14 protein-coding genes are annotated in these 12,951 nt (G+C 66.5%); 10 read left to right on the top strand and 4 right to left on the bottom strand.

The genetic code is table 11. The annotated features are described in order from the left end of the window. Window positions 1-94 precede the first annotated feature (94 nt). The 7 genes from HUU99_RS00555 to dapE all read left to right on the top strand — a co-directional run bounded on the left by HUU99_RS00555 (window position 95) and on the right by dapE (window position 5,588). On the top strand, window positions 95-1,315 hold the full coding sequence (locus HUU99_RS00555; RefSeq protein ID WP_174284614.1) for a type III PLP-dependent enzyme: 1,221 nt from the start codon (window positions 95-97) through the stop codon (window positions 1,313-1,315). Window positions 1,316-1,438: 123 nt separating this feature from the next. Beyond that, window positions 1,439-2,488: a 1,9-bis(guanidino)-5-aza-nonane synthase gene (locus tag HUU99_RS00550; protein ID WP_174284613.1), complete on the top strand. Its 1,050-nt coding sequence runs from the start codon at window positions 1,439-1,441 to the stop codon at window positions 2,486-2,488. Between the two features lie 72 nt (window positions 2,489-2,560). Then, a complete protein-coding gene (locus tag HUU99_RS00545) occupies window positions 2,561-3,124 on the top strand; it encodes an NMCC_0638 family (lipo)protein (RefSeq protein WP_174284612.1) in 564 nt (187 codons plus the stop codon). Further along, window positions 3,121-3,561, top strand: a complete 441-nt coding sequence (locus HUU99_RS00540; protein WP_174284611.1) for an MAPEG family protein — start codon at window positions 3,121-3,123, stop codon at window positions 3,559-3,561. Before HUU99_RS00545 ends, HUU99_RS00540 begins: the two co-directional genes overlap by 4 nt. Beyond that, window positions 3,561-3,746: a hypothetical protein gene (locus tag HUU99_RS00535; protein ID WP_174284610.1), complete on the top strand. Its 186-nt coding sequence runs from the start codon at window positions 3,561-3,563 to the stop codon at window positions 3,744-3,746. Before HUU99_RS00540 ends, HUU99_RS00535 begins: the two co-directional genes overlap by 1 nt. A 54-nt stretch (window positions 3,747-3,800) precedes the next feature. Beyond that, a complete protein-coding gene (locus HUU99_RS00530; RefSeq protein WP_174284609.1) occupies window positions 3,801-4,466 on the top strand; it encodes a glutathione S-transferase family protein in 666 nt (221 codons plus the stop codon). After that, the gene (gene dapE, locus HUU99_RS00525) at window positions 4,467-5,588 is read left to right on the top strand and encodes a succinyl-diaminopimelate desuccinylase (protein WP_174284608.1); all 1,122 of its coding nucleotides are present in this window, start codon (window positions 4,467-4,469) and stop codon (window positions 5,586-5,588) included. On the opposite strand, the gene HUU99_RS00520 is transcribed toward dapE, so the two are convergent. The 3 genes from HUU99_RS00520 to HUU99_RS00510 form a co-directional block, all read right to left on the bottom strand. Further along, window positions 5,566-6,102, bottom strand: a complete 537-nt coding sequence (locus HUU99_RS00520) for a Smr/MutS family protein (protein ID WP_254602835.1) — start codon at window positions 6,100-6,102, stop codon at window positions 5,566-5,568. The two genes, dapE and HUU99_RS00520, sit on opposite strands and share 23 nt — an antisense overlap. Further along, on the bottom strand, window positions 6,077-7,342 hold the full coding sequence (mltA, locus tag HUU99_RS00515; protein ID WP_174284736.1) for a murein transglycosylase A: 1,266 nt from the start codon (window positions 7,340-7,342) through the stop codon (window positions 6,077-6,079). Before mltA ends, HUU99_RS00520 begins: the two co-directional genes overlap by 26 nt. 175 nt (window positions 7,343-7,517) lie before the next feature. After that, on the bottom strand, window positions 7,518-8,162 hold the full coding sequence (locus HUU99_RS00510) for a Tim44/TimA family putative adaptor protein (RefSeq protein ID WP_174284607.1): 645 nt from the start codon (window positions 8,160-8,162) through the stop codon (window positions 7,518-7,520). 163 nt (window positions 8,163-8,325) lie between these two features. Between HUU99_RS00510 and secB the strand changes: the two genes are divergently transcribed. The 3 genes from secB to trpS are packed head-to-tail and all read left to right on the top strand — an operon-like array spanning window position 8,326 to window position 11,457. After that, window positions 8,326-8,829, top strand: a complete 504-nt coding sequence (gene secB, locus HUU99_RS00505; RefSeq protein ID WP_174284606.1) for a protein-export chaperone SecB — start codon at window positions 8,326-8,328, stop codon at window positions 8,827-8,829. 22 nt (window positions 8,830-8,851) lie between these two features. After that, the gene (gene murJ, locus HUU99_RS00500) at window positions 8,852-10,441 is read left to right on the top strand and encodes a murein biosynthesis integral membrane protein MurJ (RefSeq protein ID WP_174284605.1); all 1,590 of its coding nucleotides are present in this window, start codon (window positions 8,852-8,854) and stop codon (window positions 10,439-10,441) included. Continuing rightward, window positions 10,438-11,457 (top strand): tryptophan--tRNA ligase, encoded by a 1,020-nt coding sequence (trpS, locus tag HUU99_RS00495; protein WP_174284604.1) that lies wholly within the window; start codon window positions 10,438-10,440, stop codon window positions 11,455-11,457. The genes murJ and trpS overlap by 4 nt, the downstream gene beginning before the upstream one ends. 63 nt (window positions 11,458-11,520) lie before the next feature. On the opposite strand, the gene dnaA is transcribed toward trpS, so the two are convergent. Next, window positions 11,521-12,882 (bottom strand): chromosomal replication initiator protein DnaA, encoded by a 1,362-nt coding sequence (dnaA, locus tag HUU99_RS00490; RefSeq protein ID WP_174284735.1) that lies wholly within the window; start codon window positions 12,880-12,882, stop codon window positions 11,521-11,523. Window positions 12,883-12,951: the final 69 nt, after the last annotated feature.

Below are 12,951 nucleotides of genomic sequence, written 5' to 3'. Positions count from 1 at the left end.
GCGACCCTAAATCACACCCTCGCTGCCCCATGGGACTTCCAACCGCAAGGCAGTGTTTCGTGAACTTGTCTACGGACATTGGAGGTCCCTTGAATTGCACAACCATCATCGCGCGCTGGGGTTAGCAAGCACCCCTTCGAACGCCTTCACGGGTTTCGATATCGCTCGGCAGCGTCCGGTCAATCCGGTGACGCTGGTTCGTCCGCATGCGGCCGCCAGGGCCGCCCGGTTCTTCGCGGAGAAGTTCCCGGGCCGGTCGATGTATGCGGTGAAGGCGAATCCCTCGCCGGACCTGCTGCGGATCCTGTGGGACAGCGGCATCACGCATTACGACGTCGCCTCGATCGCCGAGGTGCGGCTCGTCGCGCGCACGCTGCCCGAGGCTACGCTCTGCTTCATGCACCCGGTCAAGGCCGAGGAAGCGATCGCCGAGGCGTATTTCACGCACGGCGTGCGCACGTTCAGTCTCGACAGCATGGAAGAGCTGAAGAAGATCGTCCGCGCGACCGGCGAAGCGACCGACCTGACATTGTGCGTGCGCCTGCGCGTGTCGTCCGAACATTCCAAGCTCAGCCTCGCCTCGAAATTCGGTGCGGCTCCGGGCGAGACCAAGGCATTGCTCTTCGCGGCCCGGCAGGCGGCGGATGCGCTCGGCATCTGCTTCCATGTCGGATCGCAGGCGATGACGCCCGAGGCCTATACCGGCGCGCTGGAGCGGGTCCGTGCGGCGATCGTCGAGGCGGCGGTCATGGTCGACGTGATCGATGTCGGCGGCGGCTTCCCGTCGAGCTATCCCGGCATGGAGCCGCCGCCGCTGGAGCGCTATTTCGACGCGATCCACCGCGCGTTCGAATCGCTGCCCGTCAGCTATTCGTCCGAACTGTGGTGCGAGCCGGGCCGGGCGCTGTGCGCGGAATACAGCTCGATCGTGGTGCGCGTGGAGCGTCGCCGCGGGGCGGAGCTGTACATCAACGACGGCGCGTACGGCGCATTGTTCGACGCGGCGCATCTCGGCTGGCGCTTTCCCGTCGAACTGATGCGCGAACCCGACAGCCGGGCACGCGACATGGCGTTCAGCTTCTACGGCCCGACATGCGACGATATGGACCATATGGCGGGACCGTTCCTGCTACCCGCGGACGTTCAGGCGGGCGACTATATCGAGATCGGCATGCTCGGCGCGTACGGCACGGCGATGCGTACCGCATTCAACGGCTTCGGCTGCGACGAGACCGTCGTGGTCGCAGACGAGCCGATGGTGTCGTTGTACGGCGATGTCTTCCGGGAAGTCGCGACGAACGTCGTCACGCTGTAATAGACGCGCGCAATTCATAACCCGTGTTCCGACGAAAGCCGGAACCAAGAGCCACGCAGCGCATCGCTTGCGACCCTGGACCCCGGCGTTCGCCGGGGAACGGCTGCGCTTTAGGAGTTAGACATGACCGACACGACCCTCTCCAACCGCAAGGCGGAATTACTCTCCACCACGGTCGAGCATATCGATATCACCAGCTTCGATGCGCGGCCGATCGTGGACGCCATGAAGAAGATGTCGTTCACCAGCCGCGACCTCGGCCGCGCGACCGCGATCTACAACCAGATGCTGGCGGATCCCGATTGCACGATCTTCCTGGTCATCGCGGGCAGCACGTCCGCGGGCGGATGCATGGACCTGTATGCCGAGCTGCTGCGCAACAACATGGTCGACGGCATCGTCGCCACGGGCGCATCGATCGTCGACATGGATTTCTTCGAAGGGCTCGGCCACAAACATTATCAGGCGCTCGAAGTGCCCGACGACGACACGCTGCGCTCGCTGCTCATAGACCGCATCTACGACACCTATATCGACGAGGAGCAGTTGCAGGACTGCGACCACACGATCTACGAGATCGCCAATTCCCTCGAACCAAAGCCCTATTCGAGCCGTGCCTTCATTCGCGAGATGGGCAGATATCTGGTCGAGCACGGCAAGAAGGACAACAGCCTCGTCAAGCTGGCGTATGAGCACGACGTGCCGATCTTCTGCCCGGCGTTCGTCGATTCGTCGGCAGGGTTCGGGCTGGTAAAGCACCAGGTCGACCGCGCGAAAGAGGGCAAGCCCTATATGGTCCTCGACGCGATCGCCGATTTCCGCGAACTGACCGACATCAAGATCAAGGCGGGCACGACCGGCCTGCTGATGATCGGCGGCGGCGTGCCGAAGAACTTCATCCAGGACACCGTCGTCTGCGCGGAAATCCTTGGTCACGACGATGTGCAGGTGCACAAATATGCGGTGCAGATCACCGTCGCCGACGTCCGCGACGGCGCCTGCTCGTCCTCGACGCTGCAGGAGGCGGCAAGCTGGGGCAAGGTCAACACCGGTATCGAGCAGATGGTGTTCGCCGAGGCCGGATCGGTGATGCCGCTGCTGGCGAGCGACGCCTATCACCGCGGCCACTGGAAGGACCGCGCCAAGCGCGCCTGGGGCAAGATGTTCGACTGACCGAATGCGGGAGGCGCTGGACGCGTTGCCTCCCGTCGCGCATGTTCTGCCCGTGATGGGGAGGATGACGACATGCCGATGCTGACGTTCGCCGCGTTGCTGGCCGCGCAAATGGCCCCTGCCCCCGACCCCGTCGAACAGCGCATGGTCGCGCTCTACGACGAGGTCTGCCTGCAGGCCTTCCCGATCGACGCGGCGGTCGACAAGGCGATGGCCGCGCGCGGCGCGACGCCGCTGACCCCAGCGCAAGTAAAGGTAACGCTCGTCGACGATCCGGGCCGGGGCTGGAGCGTCAAGGACGGCGACGAAGAGATGCTGGTGTTCCTCGAACTGCCGCCTTTCCATGCCTGTTCGGTCCGGCGGTTCATGGTGGCCGGGTTTGCCGACCTGTCCGCTTACCACGCGGTGGCCGACCCTTTCGAGAAGGCGCACTCCGATTTCACCGCGATCAATCCCTATGACGCCGACCGCGGCGAGATCCACGTGCATGCCATCGGCGAGCGACGCGACCTGCCCGGCGGCGGCGAGGAATCGCTGTTCGTGTTCGACCAGCATATTACCGATCCGGCCAAGCGCGCCGCGGGCTCGACGCGCGTGAACATGCGCTTCGTCCATCAGATCAGGACCAGTCAATGATCCCCGCCGTCGCGCATGCCGACATCCCGAAACCCGTTATCGTCCTGATCGCCTGGACGCTCGTCATGCTCGCTTGGATGCTTGCGACCCGCTTGCCCGCAATGCGCCGGGCAGGTGCCGATCTCGCCACGCTGGTCGGCAGCAAGGCGAGCGACGCCGATCGGAGCCTGCCCGCGACGGCGCAGTGGAAGGCGCATAATTACAATCATCTGATGGAGCAGCCGACGCTGTTCTACGCCGTCGCGCTGGTGCTCGCGATCGGCGGTTGGGGGAGCGGGATCAACGCCGGAGTCGCCTGGATCTATGTCGGCCTGCGGATCGCTCACAGCATCGTTCAGGCGACGATCAACCGCGTACTATGGCGCTTCGTCCTGTTCATCGCGTCCAGCGCGGCGCTGGTGGTGCTGACCTTCCATGCCGCACTGATGGTGTTCTGATGGCGAAGGGCGAGGTATTCGAGCGCCACCGGCAACCCTGGACGACGGACGAGATCCAGAAGCTGCACCAGTTTGCTAGGAAAGGCATGGCACTGAAGGCGATCGCGAAGGCGCTGAAACGCAGCGAGGAGTCGACGAAGGACCGTGCGAAGGAAGACGGGCTGAACATCGCGAAGCTGCGATAGCCCGCTGCAGGGGAGGCGTTGCGGCCCCTAGTTCAGCCCGCTACGCACGACCTCATGAAACTCATCATCGGCAACAAGGCCTATTCCTCCTGGTCGCTGCGCGGCTGGCTCGCGTGCAAGCAGTCTGGACTGCCGTTCGAGGAGGTGGTCGTGCCGATGTACGACGCCGACTGGGAAAAGCGGCGCGCGGGCGACGAGTTCGCGCCGTCTTCGGGCAAGGTGCCGATCCTGTGGGACGGCGACGTGGTCGTATGGGACAGCCTGGCGATCGTCGATTATCTTGCCGACAAGGTCGGTCGCGCGACATTCTGGCCCGAGGACGATGCCGCGCGCGCGATGGCGCGATCGATGGCGGCGGAGATGCATTCCAGCTTCGCGGCGCTCCGCCGCAAGCACAGCATGAACGTGCGCCAAATATTCCCGGCGGTCGCGCCCGACGAGGACGTCCGCGGCGAACTGCTGCGGATCATGGAATTATGGGCGCAGGCGCGCGCGCGGTTTGGCGGCGCGGGGCATTTCCTGTTCGGTGATTTCGGCGCGGCGGACATCATGTTCGCGCCGGTGGTCACCCGCTTCGTTACCTATCAATTGCCGATCGCGCGCTTCGCGGCACCCTATATGGACGCGGTGTTGAGCCACCCCTTCATGCAGGACTGGATCGCGGGCGCGCAGGAAGAAGAATGGGTGATCGAGCAATATGAGCAACCGGTCGCGCGATAGGTGACGCGCGACGTCGACCCCGTGGCGCTGGCGCAGGCGCTGATCCGCGCGGAAAGCGTCACGCCCGCGCGCGGAGCCGTGTTCGACGTGCTGGAGACGGCACTGACCGGTAGCGGGTTCACGGTCGACCGGTTCGTGATCGGCGAGACACCCGATGGGCCGGTCGAGAATCTGCTGGCGACGCGCGGCGGTGAGGGACGGCATCTGGCCTTTGCGGGGCATGTCGATGTCGTGCCCGCGGGCGAGGGCTGGAGCGATTCGCCATGGTCGGCTGATATACGTGGCGGGCTGCTCTACGGACGCGGCGCGGTGGACATGAAAGGCGCGGTCGCGGCTTTCGTCGCGGCGGCGGGGCACAGTCGCGGCGCGCTGTCGCTGCTGATCACCGGGGACGAGGAAGGTCCGGCAACCTACGGAACGCGGGCCATAATCGATCGCATGGCCGAACGCGGGATCGCGCCCGATCTATGCCTCGTCGGCGAACCGACCTCTGCGCACCGGCTCGGCGACATGATCAAGATCGGGCGGCGCGGGTCGGTCAATATCTGGATCGAAGTGTCGGGACGCGAAGGCCATGTCGCCTACCCGCACCTTGCCGACAATCCGGCACCGAAGCTGGTCGCGATGCTGGCCGAGATCGACGCGCTGGCGCTGGACACGGGCAATGCCTGGTTCCAGCCGTCGAATATCGAGATCACCGATCTGTCCGTCACGGGCGGCGCGACCAACGTCATCCCGGCGCGGGCATCGGCGAGGCTGTCGATCCGGTTCAACGACGACCAATCGGGCGATGCGCTGGTGGCGCGGATTGCCGTGATCGCCGCGCGGCATGCGCCCGGCGCGAAGGTCGTCGGACGCGTGTCGGGCGAGGCGTTCCTGACGCCGCCGGGGGATTTCTCCTCGCTCGTCGCCGCTGCGATCCGCGCGCGGACGGGGGTCGAGCCCGAATTGTCGACCACCGGCGGCACGTCGGACGCTCGTTTCCTGTCGAAACTCTGCCCGACGGTCGAATTCGGCCTCGTCAACGCGACGATGCACAAGGCGGACGAGGCGGTCGCGGTCGCCGACCTGCTGACGCTGACCGATATCTATGCGGACATCATCGCGCGCGTCGCAGGATGATGTAGAGCGCGCCGGCCCCGCCATGTCGCGGATGCGCGCCGCGGACCGCCGCGATCGCCCCGGCATGGCGCGACGACGCCAGCCAGTCCGCGACGCTTGCCCTGATCGCGCCGCGCGCGTGCGGACGCTCGCTTTCGGGGCGCGGCGGTTTGCCCGTCACCAGCAGCACGACGCGATCACCGCGGCGAATCGCGCGGTCGAGCCCGGTATCGAGCAGTGCGTGTGCCGAGGCGAGCGTATGCCCGTGCAGGTCGATCGAAACGTCGGGTGCGACGCCGCCCTTCGCGATCCGCCGGTCCCAGCCGCCGTCCAGCGTGATGCCCGGCGCTACCCGTTTAGGCGCGGGGACGATGTTCGGCGGGGTTGCGGGGCGCGGCTTGGCGAGAGCGGTGACGGTGACGACGGTCGGCATGGGCCTCGCCGCGACCGCCGCGACCGCGTGGAGCGGCCGGACCGTCGCCATTACGCGTGCCCATAGCTGCGCATAGTCAGCGTCGAGGGTAGGTCCCGGCATTATTGCCCCCATTCGCGCGGCTCCCGCCGATCCGCGCCAGTGTCCCGATCGGCAGCAAGACGAATGCGGTACCGCGCGCCGCCATGCCGCCTGCGATCCCTCCCGCTTCCGCGCCCGATCCCCAGAAGGTGTCGATCCGGTTCGCGCCCTTGATCGCACCGCCGGTGTCCTGCGCGATCCACAGGCGAGTCGCGTCCGCGCGGTCGCCCGACAGGAAGATCGGCGCGCCGAGCGGTACGAACTTCGCATCGACCGCCGCACTGACGCCGCCGATCACCGGATAGCCGAGCGCGCCCGGCGGATCGCCGTCGAGCACGCGGAAGAACACGAAGCTCCTGTTCTCGTTCATCAACCCGACCGCCTCGGCGGGGTGCGAATGGAGATACGCGACGATCCCCTGCATCGATGTCTGACCAGGAACGAGCAGTCCCCGCGCCTTCATCAACGCACCGATGCCGGTGTAATCGCGGCCGTTCTGCGTGGTGTAGCCGATCCGCATCTCCGACCCGTCGGTCAGCCGGAGGACGCCCGACCCCTGTATCTGCAGGAAGAAGAATTCCACCGGGTCGGCGGCCCAGGCAAGGACGGGCGCGCGCGTGTCGATCGCGCCGCCGACGATCTGCGTGCGATCGTAATAGGGAACAAAATTCGTCCGATCGACCCGCCCGCGGATCTTGCGACCCTTGAGATCGACGGCGAATTGGCCGAGATCGACATCGACCAGATCGTCGGGCCGGCCATAGATCGGTGTATCGTACCCCGACCGACGGTCGCGCGACGCCGCTATTTCGGGGATGTAATATCCGGTCGCGAACGCGCGGCCGTCGCCGACCTGATCCGCCTCGAACCAGCGCTGCAGGAACGTCGTCGCGCCGCCGGGCGGTACCGACGCGGCCGCTGCGCACGCGCCTTGCCAGTCGGTGCCGATCGTCAGGCCGGAGGTATCGGTACGGCGCATCAGTCCCGGACAGGAGCGCGCAAAGGCGGCGACCGCCTGTTCCGCCTGCCGCTCGTCGATCGGTAGCGTGTCGATCGGCGGCCCGGCGACGAGGCCGATCGTCGCGGCGGTGGTCGCGCCGATGATCGGGGCGGCCGGGGTGGCCTGGATCGGGGTGGCGGGAACGATCGAGCCGATCCGCGGCGGGCGGGTAGGCTGCGACGGATAGGCCGGGTTGCTTCGTACCGGCGCGCGCGCGGCGTCATCGGGGGGCACGATGCGACCGCCACAGGCGGCGAGCATCAGCCCGCCGGCGAGGGCGAGGGCGGTTCTCCAATGCTTCTTCTGTCGTTCCCCCGCGAACGCGGGGGTCCAGGAGCCGCATGCGATGTCCGGCATAACCCTGGGCTCCCACTTTCGCAGGAGAACAGCATGGCTATCTAATAGAGCAGCCTCGACAACACGCCCCGCCACCGCGTCAGGCTTCGTCGGTGTCGGCAAGTTTCCAGTTCGGGTCGCTGCTCTTCAACGTCCGTGCAAACGTCCAGACGTCGTGCGTCTCGACCGCGTCGGTCATCGATCCGGCGACCATCACGCCCTCCGCGTCGCGAGTCACCGCGGCGATGTCGGCATCGAACCGCATCGTAATCCGCGCCTCGCGTCCCGACAGCGATGCGTCGACGATCATCGCCTTCTCGATCCGCACCAGCCGGTTGTCGAGGACATGACCCGCAGTCGTACGCGCCGCGATCGCGTCGATGAACGCCTGCGCGACGTCGGGCACCGCGAGATCGGAAAGCGCCGATTCGTCGCCCTTCCAGAACGCCTCGAGCGTCATCCGGTACGCAGCCTGCGCACCTTCCAGGAAACGTGGGACATCGAATCCCGCCTCGCCCGCCACGATCTGGCGCAGACCGGCCTCCGCACGCGGATCGATGTTTCGGTTCGCAGGCTCCCGCACCTCGGGGATCGCATCGACCGTGCGCGGCACCGATATCGGTGCCGGGCGCTCTTCCGCGGTGCGCGGCAAAGGCTGCTCGTGCCCGGTCCGTTTGCCGAGCACGCCGTACAGGCGAAGCCCGAGGAACCCCGCAACCATCGCAAGAAGGACTAGAAAAAACACCGTGCCTCCGATCTTCGTCGTAACATAGGCCAAAACCGTCATGTTTCAAACCCGTGAAACCGTTGAAACGCACCGAACCCGCTGCTAGGCGCGACGATCATCCGGACCAGCCGCCGCTCGGCGCGTCGCGGCCCCCCACCATTGATACGAAGGACCCTCCGATATGGCCGACCAGATCAGCGGCGACATGAACCAGCCGGTCGCGAACGGCGAGGACACGACGCCGGCCGCCGGCCTCATCTCGCAATATGTGAAAGACCTGTCGTTCGAGAACCCGAACGCTCCCGCGATCTACCAGAAGGAGACCGCGCCCGGGATCGACGTCCAGTTCAACATCGCCGCCGCGCAGGTCGGCGAGGAAGTCCATGAGGTCGTGCTGAAGATCGAGGTGCGCGCGGAAAGCGAGGGGACGACCGCGTTCATCGTCGACCTGTCCTATGCCGGGCTGTTCGGCCTGCGCAATATCCCCGCCGAGCACGTACAGCCGTTCCTGCTGGGCGAGGCACCGCGGCTGCTGTTCCCGTTCGCCCGGCGGGTGCTCGCGGATTGCGTGCGCGACGGCGGCTTCCCGCCGCTGCTGCTCGAGCCGATCGATTTCGGGCAGCTTTACCTGCAGCAGACCGAGGCGGGCACGCAGGCGAACGTGGGAGACGTCGGCCACGCCTGATCGGCCGACCAGGGGGGCGGGCATGAACCTCGCCAAGGCGCTTGGATCGGTCGGCGGGCTGACGCTCGTCAGCCGGATACTCGCGCTCGTCCGCGATACCTTGCAGGCGACCTATGTCGGGGCGGGTTTCGCGTCGGACGCGTTCTTCGTCGCATTCCGCCTGCCCAACATGTTTCGCGCGCTATTCGCGGAAGGTGCGTTTTCGGCGGCGTTCATTCCGATGTTCAACCGCAAGGTCGGGCCGGACGACGATCTTGACGCCGGGCTGGATTTCGCCGGGCGGACGCTCGCGGTGCTGTTCCCGGTGCTGCTGGTCTTGACGATCGCGATGATCGTGGCGGCATGGCCGTTGACCTGGGGGTTGTCGGGCGGATTCCACCGTCAGCACCCGACGCCGGCGCAGTTCGCCTTCGCGGTCACGTTGTCGCGCTTCACCATCCCCTATTTGATGCTGATCTCGCTGGCATCGCTGCTCGGCGGTATTCTGAATTCGCTGCAGAAGTTCTGGGTCAACGCCGCCGCGCCCGTACTGCTCAACATCGCGATGATCGCCGCCTTGTGGTTCTTCCACGGCCACGACGCCTACCAGACCGCGCGTGCGCAGGCGATTTCGGTGACGGTCGGCGGGGTGTTGCAGCTCGGCTGGCTGATGTTCGCCTGCCACCGGTCGGGCGCGAGCCTGAAGCTGCGCCGGCCACGGATGGACGACGATGTGCGCCGACTGATGAAGCTCATCGTTCCCGCCGCGGCCGGCGCGGGGGCGGCACAGATCAATCTCGCCATTTCGACCGCGCTCGCTGGCTACCTCCTGTCCGCCGGGTCGATCTCGTTCATCTATTATGCCGATCGGCTGAACCAATTACCGCTCGGGATGATCGGGATCGGTCTCGGAACCGTGCTGCTCCCCGTCGTCTCCCGCCTGCTAAGTTCGGGCAAGGACGCAGAAGCGATGAAGTTGCAGAATCGCGGCATGGAACTCGCGCTGTTTCTGACCCTGCCGGCCACCGCCGCCTTCATCTTCGCCAGCGAACCGATCGTGCGCGGGCTGTTTCAGCACGGGGCGTTCAGCGCCGCGGACAGCGTCGCCTGCGCCTGGGCGCTCAGCGCGTTTTCGATCGGGCTGCCCTCCTATGTGCTGGTGAAGGTCCTCACCCCCGGCTTCTACGCCCGTGCCGATACCAGGACGCCGCTGCGGCTGGCGGTATATTCGGTGGGGGTGAACCTGATCGGCAATCTCATCCTGATCCCCACCCTCGGCCATTTCGGCTATGGCCATGTCGGACCACCGCTCGCGACCGCGATCGCCTCCACGGTCAACGTCGCGATGCTGTACCGGACGCTACGCCAGCGCGGGCATTTCGCGGTCGACGACCAATTGCGCCGGCGCGCGCCGCGGCTGGCGGTGGCGGCGCTGGTGATGGGCGCGGCGCTGGTCGTCGTGACGCCGTGGGTCGATCCCTATCTCACCCGCTCGCTCGTCAGGCGCGGGTCGGCGCTGGTCGTTCTCGTCGGCAGCGGTGCGGCGGTCTATGCGCTCGCCTGTTTCGTCACCGGCGCCTTCGGTGTCGCCGATGTCAGGGCCATCCTCCAACGCAGGGCGCAAACCGCATGACCTCCCCCAACAAGCGCGTCGTCTCGGGCATCCAGCCGACGGGCAATCTGCATCTCGGCAATTATCTGGGAGCGATACGGCAGTGGGTGGCGTTGCAGGATTCGATGGCTGCCGGCGATCAATGCCTGTTCTTCCTCGCCGATCTCCACGCGCTGACGCAGCCGGTCGTCGCCGGCGAACTGGCGGCGAACACGATCGAGATGGCGGCGACATTGCTCGCCTGCGGAATCGACCCGGCGCGGTCGATCCTGTTCAATCAGGCGCGCGTGCCGGCGCATAGCGAACTCGCATGGATATTGAACGGCACCGCGCGGATCGGCTGGCTGAACCGGATGACGCAGTGGAAGGACAAGGCCGGCAAGAACCGCGAGGGCGCGAGCGTCGGGCTGTTTGCCTATCCGGTCTTGCAGGCCGCGGACATGCTTGCTTATCAGGCGACGCATGTCCCCGTCGGTGACGATCAGAAACAGCATCTGGAACTCGCACGCGACATCGCGACGAAGTTCAATACCGATTTCGCGGTCGATCTGTTCACGCTGCCCGAACCGCTGGTCAGCAAGGCTGCGCCCCGGATCATGAGCCTGCGCGACGGTGCGGCGAAGATGTCGAAGAGCGATCCGTCCGACGCGTCGCGGATCAATCTGATCGATGACGACGACCTGATCGCGCAGAAATTGCGCAAGGCGAAGACCGACCCGGAACCGCTGCCGGAGACGGCCGACGGTCTGGAGGGGCGAGCGGAGGCGCGCAACCTGGCGACGATCTATGCGGCGCTGGCGGACACCAGCGTGGACGCGGTGCTGGGCGAGTTCGCGGGCAAGGGGTTCGGCGCGTTCAAGCCGGCGCTTGCCGATCTCGCGGTCGCGACATTGTCTCCGATCCGCGACCGGATGACCGCGTTGCTCGCCGACCGTGGCGCGGTGTCGCAGGCGCTGGAGGACGGTGCCGCGAAGGCGCGGGCGCTGAGCGGGCCGACGTTGCGCGCGGCACAGGCTGCGGTGGGGTTGCAGGTCTGAGCCTTGAGCCCCTCCCCGGCTAAGGCCGCGGAGGGCAAGATTGATGGTGGGTCCTAAGGAACCCTACCCTTCCAGTTCCCGCATCAACACCCGAACCGCATCGTCCACATCCCGGTCCGTATCGCGCAATTCCTCGATCCGCTTGACCGCGTGGATCACGGTCGAATGATCCCGCCCCCCGAATTTGCGTCCGATCTCGGGCAGCGACCGCGTCGTCAGGCGTTTCGCCAGATACATCGCGATCTGCCGCGGCCGGGCCACCGCGCGCGCGCGGCGGGCGGACACCAGGTCGAGCGGCTTCAGTTCGAAATGCTGCGACACCAGCTTCTGGATCTCGTCGATCGTCACCCGACGCTGGGCACCGCGCAGCACATCGCCCAGCGTCGCGACCGCGAAATCCATGTCGATCGCCTGACCCGTCAGCTGCGCATAGGCGATGACGCGGTTCAGCGCGCCTTCCAGCTCGCGGATATTGGCATGGATCCGGTGCGCGAGCAGGTCGAGCACATCGGGGGGTACCCGCGCGCCCGGCACGTCTATCAGCTTGCGGTCGAGGATCGCGCGGCGCAGCGGCAGCGCGGGGGCCTTGATGTCCGCGACCAGCCCGGCGGCCATCCGCCCGACGATCCGCGCTTCCACCCCGTCCAGCGCCTGCGGACAGCGATCGGCGGAGATCACCAGCCGCTTGTTCGCGCCCATGACCTCGTTGATCGTGTGGAAGAATTCCTCCTGTGTGGAATCCTTGCCGGCGATGAATTGCAGGTCGTCGATCAGCAACAGGTCCGCCCCGCGCAACCTTTGCTTGAACGCGAAGGTATCGCGCGCGCGCATCGCCTGGACGAAGTCGTACATGAAGCGCTCGGCGGACATGCAGATGACGTGCGCCTGCGGGTGCCGTGCCAGATAGGCATGGCCGATCGCGTGCATCAGGTGCGTCTTGCCCTGCCCCGTGCCGGCATGGAGGAACAACGGACTGAACCGCGGCGCGCCGGGTTCGGCCAGCGCCCGCGCCGCGTTGAACGCCACCATGTTCGACGAATCGACCACGAACCGGTCGAACGTGAAGCGCGGATCGAGCGACGGCCGCTCCGCCGCCGTCGCGCGCGGTGCGTCCGCGACCGTTGCAGGGGAGGGATCGGCGACTGGCGCGGCAATCGTGACCGGTGCGTCGCCCGCCGCGCGCGTCTCGATCGACACGCTGCGAACGCGCGGCATGAGCGCCTTGAATTCCAGCGTCAGCCGGTCGGCGTAATGGCTTCGCACCCAGTTGGTGACAAACGCGGACGGCAGCGCGAGCCGGACCGTATCGGGGTCGTCATGCGCCACCAGCGTGATTGGCTTCAGCCATTGGTCGAACAATCGCGCGCCTGCCGACTCGCGCAGGTTCTGACGCACGCGTGCCCAGGCCCGTTCGGCCTCGCCCATTGTCGTCCCAAAACCCTGCAAACCGACCACGCACACCTCTTCGCTCGGGCCGCGCGGTCGATCCGCCGG

It is taken from the genome of Sphingomonas bacterium (genome assembly GCF_903642285.1).
GTDB lineage: Bacteria > Pseudomonadota > Alphaproteobacteria > Sphingomonadales > Sphingomonadaceae > Sphingomonas.
Note: the sequence above shows the minus strand (reverse complement) of the source record. Positions and strands in the feature narration are given on the sequence as shown.

Excerpts from the sequence above, each read along its gene's own strand:
- secB (WP_174284606.1), top strand. The coding sequence starts at position 8,326 with ATGGCCGACCAGATCAGCGGCGACATGAACCAGCCGGTCGCGAACGGC.
- HUU99_RS00550 (WP_174284613.1), top strand. The coding sequence starts at position 1,439 with ATGACCGACACGACCCTCTCCAACCGCAAGGCGGAATTACTCTCCACC.
- HUU99_RS00530 (WP_174284609.1), top strand. The coding sequence starts at position 3,801 with ATGAAACTCATCATCGGCAACAAGGCCTATTCCTCCTGGTCGCTGCGC.
- murJ (WP_174284605.1), top strand. The coding sequence starts at position 8,852 with ATGAACCTCGCCAAGGCGCTTGGATCGGTCGGCGGGCTGACGCTCGTC.
- mltA (WP_174284736.1), bottom strand. The coding sequence starts at position 7,342 with ATGCTCGCCGCCTGTGGCGGTCGCATCGTGCCCCCCGATGACGCCGCG.
- HUU99_RS00545 (WP_174284612.1), top strand. The coding sequence starts at position 2,561 with ATGCCGATGCTGACGTTCGCCGCGTTGCTGGCCGCGCAAATGGCCCCT.
- trpS (WP_174284604.1), top strand. The coding sequence starts at position 10,438 with ATGACCTCCCCCAACAAGCGCGTCGTCTCGGGCATCCAGCCGACGGGC.
- dnaA (WP_174284735.1), bottom strand. The coding sequence starts at position 12,882 with ATGGGCGAGGCCGAACGGGCCTGGGCACGCGTGCGTCAGAACCTGCGC.
- HUU99_RS00535 (WP_174284610.1), top strand. The coding sequence starts at position 3,561 with ATGGCGAAGGGCGAGGTATTCGAGCGCCACCGGCAACCCTGGACGACG.
- HUU99_RS00540 (WP_174284611.1), top strand. The coding sequence starts at position 3,121 with ATGATCCCCGCCGTCGCGCATGCCGACATCCCGAAACCCGTTATCGTC.
- HUU99_RS00520 (WP_254602835.1), bottom strand. The coding sequence starts at position 6,102 with ATGCCGGGACCTACCCTCGACGCTGACTATGCGCAGCTATGGGCACGC.